General features: G+C 63.5%; 7 protein-coding genes. 2 read left to right on the top strand and 5 right to left on the bottom strand.

Translation table 11 applies throughout. The features are described from left to right. Both KDH09_06765 and KDH09_06770 read right to left on the bottom strand, forming a co-directional pair. Positions 1–424, bottom strand: a 424-nt coding sequence (locus KDH09_06765) for a hypothetical protein (protein ID MCB0219380.1), incomplete at its 3' end; no start/stop codon positions are given. A 358-nt stretch (positions 425–782) separates the two neighbouring features. Further along, positions 783–1,715, bottom strand: coding sequence for a diiron oxygenase (locus KDH09_06770; GenBank protein MCB0219381.1), 933 nt, complete (start codon positions 1,713–1,715; stop codon positions 783–785). Positions 1,716–2,071: 356 nt separating this feature from the next. Here KDH09_06770 and KDH09_06775 point away from each other — a divergent pair, with 356 nt between their 5' ends. Beyond that, positions 2,072–3,028: an acyltransferase family protein gene (locus KDH09_06775; GenBank protein ID MCB0219382.1), complete on the top strand. Its 957-nt coding sequence runs from the start codon at positions 2,072–2,074 to the stop codon at positions 3,026–3,028. Between the two features lie 115 nt (positions 3,029–3,143). Continuing rightward, complete coding sequence (locus KDH09_06780; GenBank protein MCB0219383.1) at positions 3,144–3,518, top strand: hypothetical protein; 375 nt, start codon at positions 3,144–3,146, stop codon at positions 3,516–3,518. Between the two features lie 6 nt (positions 3,519–3,524). On the opposite strand, the gene KDH09_06785 is transcribed toward KDH09_06780, so the two are convergent. The 3 genes from KDH09_06785 to KDH09_06795 all read right to left on the bottom strand — a co-directional run. Further along, on the bottom strand, positions 3,525–3,920 hold the full coding sequence (locus tag KDH09_06785; protein MCB0219384.1) for a hypothetical protein: 396 nt from the start codon (positions 3,918–3,920) through the stop codon (positions 3,525–3,527). A 276-nt stretch (positions 3,921–4,196) separates the two neighbouring features. Beyond that, positions 4,197–5,030, bottom strand: coding sequence for a 2-oxo acid dehydrogenase subunit E2 (locus KDH09_06790; protein ID MCB0219385.1), 834 nt, complete (start codon positions 5,028–5,030; stop codon positions 4,197–4,199). 35 nt (positions 5,031–5,065) lie between these two features. Beyond that, a partial coding sequence (locus KDH09_06795; GenBank protein ID MCB0219386.1) for a hypothetical protein occupies positions 5,066–5,407 on the bottom strand: 342 nt, incomplete at its 5' end.

The following is a 5,407-nucleotide window of genomic DNA, read 5'->3' on the forward strand; positions in this document are numbered from 1 at the left end:
CGCCTGTTTCGAAGAGGCCGCGGTACTGGTCCTGCGCGGGGATGAGCAGGCCGCGGCGGACGATGCGCCGCGTGACGCCCGGCTCTCCGGGGACCGCGCGCGGGGGGCCCATCTCGATGACGGTGAGCCCGTCCACCTTGAAGCGGCTGGTACCATCGGCCTCCACCTCGCACCGGATCCCCTTGGCGCCGAGCTTCGCCGCGAGGATTGGAACCTGCGTGGGGTAGTAGAGATTCAGGAGCTCGGCATAGCGCGTGAGCTGCTCGCCGGTCGCGGGGGGCTCCCCCTCCCGAAAGAAACCCGCGAAGCGGGTCGCCTGGATGCTGGTCACATAGCCCGCCGGGCTGATGGCGTCGGTGCTCAGCACCTTCGGGTGTGCGGGCACGCGGGCGGGATCGATTTCGATGTCGGGGCTGTGGTTCATGGTGGGGGGGAGTGTAGCCGATTCCCGTCAGCTGTTCAGGTCGGGTCTCCGCAGCTGTCGTGAGCGTGGACGTGGACGTGCTCGTGAACGATTTGTGTTCCTCCCCTGTGGCGGGGGAGGTGGCGGAAGGCCGGAGGGCGTTGTTGCGAGCCGGCATAAACAACCCCTCCCTGCCCCTCCCCGCCGCGGGGAGGGAACCGTTCACGTGCACGAGCACGTCCACGGCCACGATGGCAGCAGTGATTGCTGACGCGGCGGCTTACGGGGTCTGAATGCAGCAGGCATCACGTCGCGCAAGCAAGAAAAAGGGCGAGCCCTTCGGCTCGCCCCTTTTCTCGCTCGCGTTCCGCCCCAGCGACTAGCACGCAGCCGCCTGGAGAAGGCCTTTGCCTTCCCAGGCGCGAATTGCACTCTTTCGAATGACGCCGACTTCTTTGAGATCATTGATGGTCGGCGTGATCTGCCGGTTGAACAGGGCGCGGCGGTGCTCGCTATGGATGCCGGCCTTGAATTCGGCATAGCTGACGTGATCTGCGATCTGGCTGCTGTAGGGGAGCCGGAATCCGATGCGCAGCACCTGGGTAGTAATGCGCTCGGCGCTCTCGCTCAGCAGCGTGCGCTGGAATGTGCTCATCTTCGGAATGGCGTTTTCCATCCACGCCTGCGCGAAGGCGATGTGGCGGATTTCCTCGATCATGTGGGCGCGGCCCATCTGCTGGCAGATGGGATGGAGGTTGCCCGCGGCGTTCTTCATCTGGCAGCGCGCCATGTCGTCGCCGGTCACTTCGAAGAGCGCGGTGAGCATCCAGAAGAACACCGGCGCCTTGGTGGCGAAGAACGGCGTGAGCATGCTGGCGATGAGGCCCCACTTGTCGCCTGCGAGGCCCTTGGTCTTGATGTCGGCGTTGAGGCGCGTCCAGTGGTTGAACATGGCCATGTGCTGGCACTCTTCGGCCACTTCGTGGAGCATGAAGCGCCAGGCCGGGTCGTACTGGTCGGTGTGGTGGAGCACGGCGAGGATGGCCTGGTTGAGCAGGTGCTCGCCCGCGCCGGCGTTGCGCATGAGCTGGGTGAATTCCCAGCGGGTGACGAAGCTCTTCGCCTTGAAGTCGAGCCGATCCCACGCCGGCGTGCCGTAGAGGATTGAATACTCCTCGGGCACGTAGAGGTACTCGTCGGTGATGGGCACCGACCAGTCGATGACATCCTTGTCCCAGGGGTAGCAGCGTTTGTTGATGGATGCGCGGTTGAGGCGCTCGGAAAACTCGGGGGCCGTCTGCACACGGATCATGGGGAACCTCCACTGGGCTGCCGCGTCCGGGGGGCTCGCCCCGCGATGGACTGCGGCGCCGATTGCTCACTTGAGAAGAAGGGTATGGGGCCTGTACCAAATGGTCCAGTGATTTGTGAATCGCATTCACCGGGCAAGAATACGAACTCCGGCCCCCTCTCCCCCTGGGAGAGGGTCAGGGTGAGGGTTCTGCCACTGCCGCACCGAAACCCTCACCCGCGCTGCGCGCGACCTCTCCCAGAGGGAGAGGTGAGCACCTGATCCCGGTCATTGCCCCCGCGGCGCGGCGGGCAATAGACTCAAAGGAAGCGAGATCGACGCGCGCCCCTGTTTTCGGAGGCGCGGGAGAGGGCCACATGGACGCACTGGGATTCGACGCCAAGCTCTACGAACTCATTCCCGAGCCCTGGCGCCACTTCCTGTTCGAGGAGATCGAACCCACCGAGGAGGAGCTGGCCTCCCACGCGCCGGCTTTCTCGCCCGAGCTCATCGAGAAGATGCTCCCCTACCTGGAGCCTCTCTATAAGTACTACTTCCGCTGCGAGTTCCGCGGGGCCGAGCGCTTCCCGGAGAATCCGCCCGTGTTCTGCGTGGCCAACCACAATGCCATGGGCACGGTGGAGATCCCCATGCTCATTTATGCCTGGGCGAAGCACTTCGGTCATTCTCGCCCGGCCCACGGGCTGGCGCACCGGATGGTCTTCCAGGTGCCGGGCGTCAAGGACCTGCTCCCCCGGGTGGGCGCCGTTCCCGCCGCGCCGGAGGTGGCGCTGCGCACGCTCAATGCGGGCAAAGACCTGCTCGTCTTTCCCGGCGGCGACTGGGAGGCCTCGCGTCCGTTTTCCCAGCGCGGAAAAATCGATTTCGACCAGCGCAAGGGCTTCGTGCGCATCGCGCTCCAGACCGGCGTGCCCATCGCGCCCATCGTCATCTGCGGCGCCGAGGAGACGATGCTCATCTTCTCGCGCGGCGAGGGAATCGCCCACGCCCTTGGCATCGATGTCTCCATGCGGATGAAGACCCTGCCGGTTACGCCGCAGAGCCTGTTCATGCTCTGGAAGCTCTTCCAGAGCGCGCGCGGCAGGGCCAATCCATTGTTCATGCCCCTGTGGCTCGCCAACAGTTGGCTCGGGTTTCCCTGGCTGCCCTCGAAGATCGTTTTCGAGATCCTCGATCCTATCGACATGCGCGCCGAGGTGGGACACATCGAGGACGAGAAAGAACGCCTGCAGGCGGGCTATGACCTCGTCACCTCGCGCATGCAGGCCAAGATGGACGAGCTCCAGGCCGAGCGGACGACTTTTCTTGGCTGAAAAGAATTCACCACGGATGGCCACGGATGAACGCAGATAAGAAGGACAGGATGAATCGGACTCCGGATCTGTGTTCATCCGTGTTCATCTGTGGTTCCAGATTCTTCTTCTGAAAATGACTGAGAATCCCTGGCACAAGCAGCGGGCCCACTATGCGGGCACGAGCGTCGGTGAGAAGTGGTGGAAGCGCTACCGCACCGGCGGTTTTCTTGCGCGCGGCCTGGGAGAGATGCAGCTTACGGAGGAAGGCATCTGGTTTCTGCGCAAGCTCACGAAGAAGCCGCTCATCGTGCCGTGGGAGAAGATTCGAAAGCTCAGCTACGGCACCTGGCATGCGGGCCAGTGGGCCGGCGGGGCGCCGGTCCTCAAGGTGCACTGGGAAGAAGAAGGCCGCGAGCTCATCAGCGGCTACGTGCTCACCAAGGACAACGAAAAACTCGCCCGCTGGGCGCTGGAGATCGAAAAGCGCGCGGGGATTCGTGAGCCCTGACGATGCCTAGTTACAGATTCGTGTCCTGGGATCGTTCTCGTCGAGCAGTTGCAGGTCGGTCAGCATTGCCTCCCCCATGCGTTGTGGCCAGGTTTCAATCCCGAGAATTCCGGGATTCACCGGACAACTGCTCGTATACCAGAAGGCTCCGTTGCTCCCCGTCCTGATCCCGAGCCGGTAGCGCAGGAATTTTTTGCTGGGGTTGCGAACGGTCAGCATTGTCCCGACTCCCGGCGTGTATTCCATGGAAACGAAGAGCTGACCCTCCGCATCTTCCGACGCCGGCTCCTTGAGCACCAGGTACCCCTCGTGCTCATCCACGTGAACACTCCAGCTCTCCCCGAGCCGCAATACCAGTGCCCCGCGGTGAACCACCGCACCGCCGCTTCCGCGCGAGCTCACGGCTCCCGGGCTAGGCTCACATCCCGACGTCTGGCAATAGTCCTCGAGTGACTGAAGATTTCCGTTCCCGCCGCGCGGCAGCGCGCAGCCAGCCGTTAACACGATTAGCAGCAGACACATCGTCGCACACCAGCCTCGCATGATCATCACGACACCTCCCAAAAAGGCACATTCTTCCAATAATTTGTTTCTACACCGGATGCAGTCTTCGCGAAACAACTTATTATGGATTCGCAGGATCTTCAGGATTGAATCCTGCGAATCCTGTCCATCCTGCTAGAGCTCCGGCGCCTCTTCGAGCTTGGCCGGGTTCTCCACGAAGTCGCGGATGAGTTCCAGGCTGCGCGCGCAGTAGAAGCCGTCGGCAATGCGCTCGTCGAAGCTGTATTTGAGCGAGACGACCTTGCGGGCCTCCACACTGCCATCGCTCGCCAACCGGTTCTCTTCCTCGATTTTTCCGAGCGTCACAAACAGCGGGCAGGTCCCGTATTCGAACAGGTGGTGGTAGGCAGAGTCGAGGCCAACACTGCCAAGATTCGCGACGAAGGCGCTGGCATACATGGGGTCGCCCTCGATCGCGGCGGCGGGCCAGAGGTTGAAGTAGTCGAGCACGCGCTGCAGCCGCATGGATCCCTGGAGGATGAGGCGCGGGAGCCTGGTGACAATGCCCATCTCCTTCTCGGTGGCGGTCTTGGCCTCGCCGCGTCCAACGCCGATCTGCGCCGCGATGCGCGCACCGGCGCTCTCCAGCGTGTCGTGCGGGTCGAAGACCACCTTCACTGCCGTCATGGTCGCGCGGTCATTGAAGGCCTTTTTCACGACAAAAGAGATCTCGAGCTTGCGGCGCTGATAGAGCCGGCGCCCCACCACGAAGCGGTTGAGCTGGGGGCGCAGGGCCAGGGTGCGCGCAAGGGCGAGCAGAAAGACGTGGTAGAAGGTGGGCGGGTTCTCGCCGCTGCTGCGCGTCTTGAGCCAGGCGAGCGCGTCGGTTACGTCGAGTCGCTGCTCGAAATAGACCGCCGATTCTGTGCGCGTAGGCATCAGGAACGGCAACATGTGCCGAACAATGGGGGCGTCCTTGACGCGCTCTCCCTCACGCCGTCCGAACATAGGGCCTTCCTCTCGGGGCTCGGCTAGCCAGTGTATCACCGTCCCAGTCGCGCGCGAAAGCCCGCGTCGTCGCCGGGGAGCATGACCGCCTCCCCCGGCTCGCCGCGCGCGGCGGCTTCGAGTTCCTCCACCGATGCATCGCGCCTCCGGTTTGCGCCGAAGGAATAAACCAGCACCACTTCGGAATCGGCGCGCGCATAAAGCCAGTAGGGATTGTTCCAGGGGTCGAGAAAATAGTGCCCGCGATTGCTCTCCGCTCGCGCGCGCGTGAACTCGCTGCTCACGGGCCATTCAAGGCCGTCCTGTTCCATCACCGAGTACAGGCGCGCGTGGATAAGGGCGAGCTCGCGCCCACCGCGCCGCGCCTTTTCGAGATC

Source organism: Chrysiogenia bacterium (assembly GCA_020434085.1).
In the GTDB taxonomy this organism is placed as follows: domain Bacteria; phylum JAGRBM01; class JAGRBM01; order JAGRBM01; family JAGRBM01; genus JAGRBM01.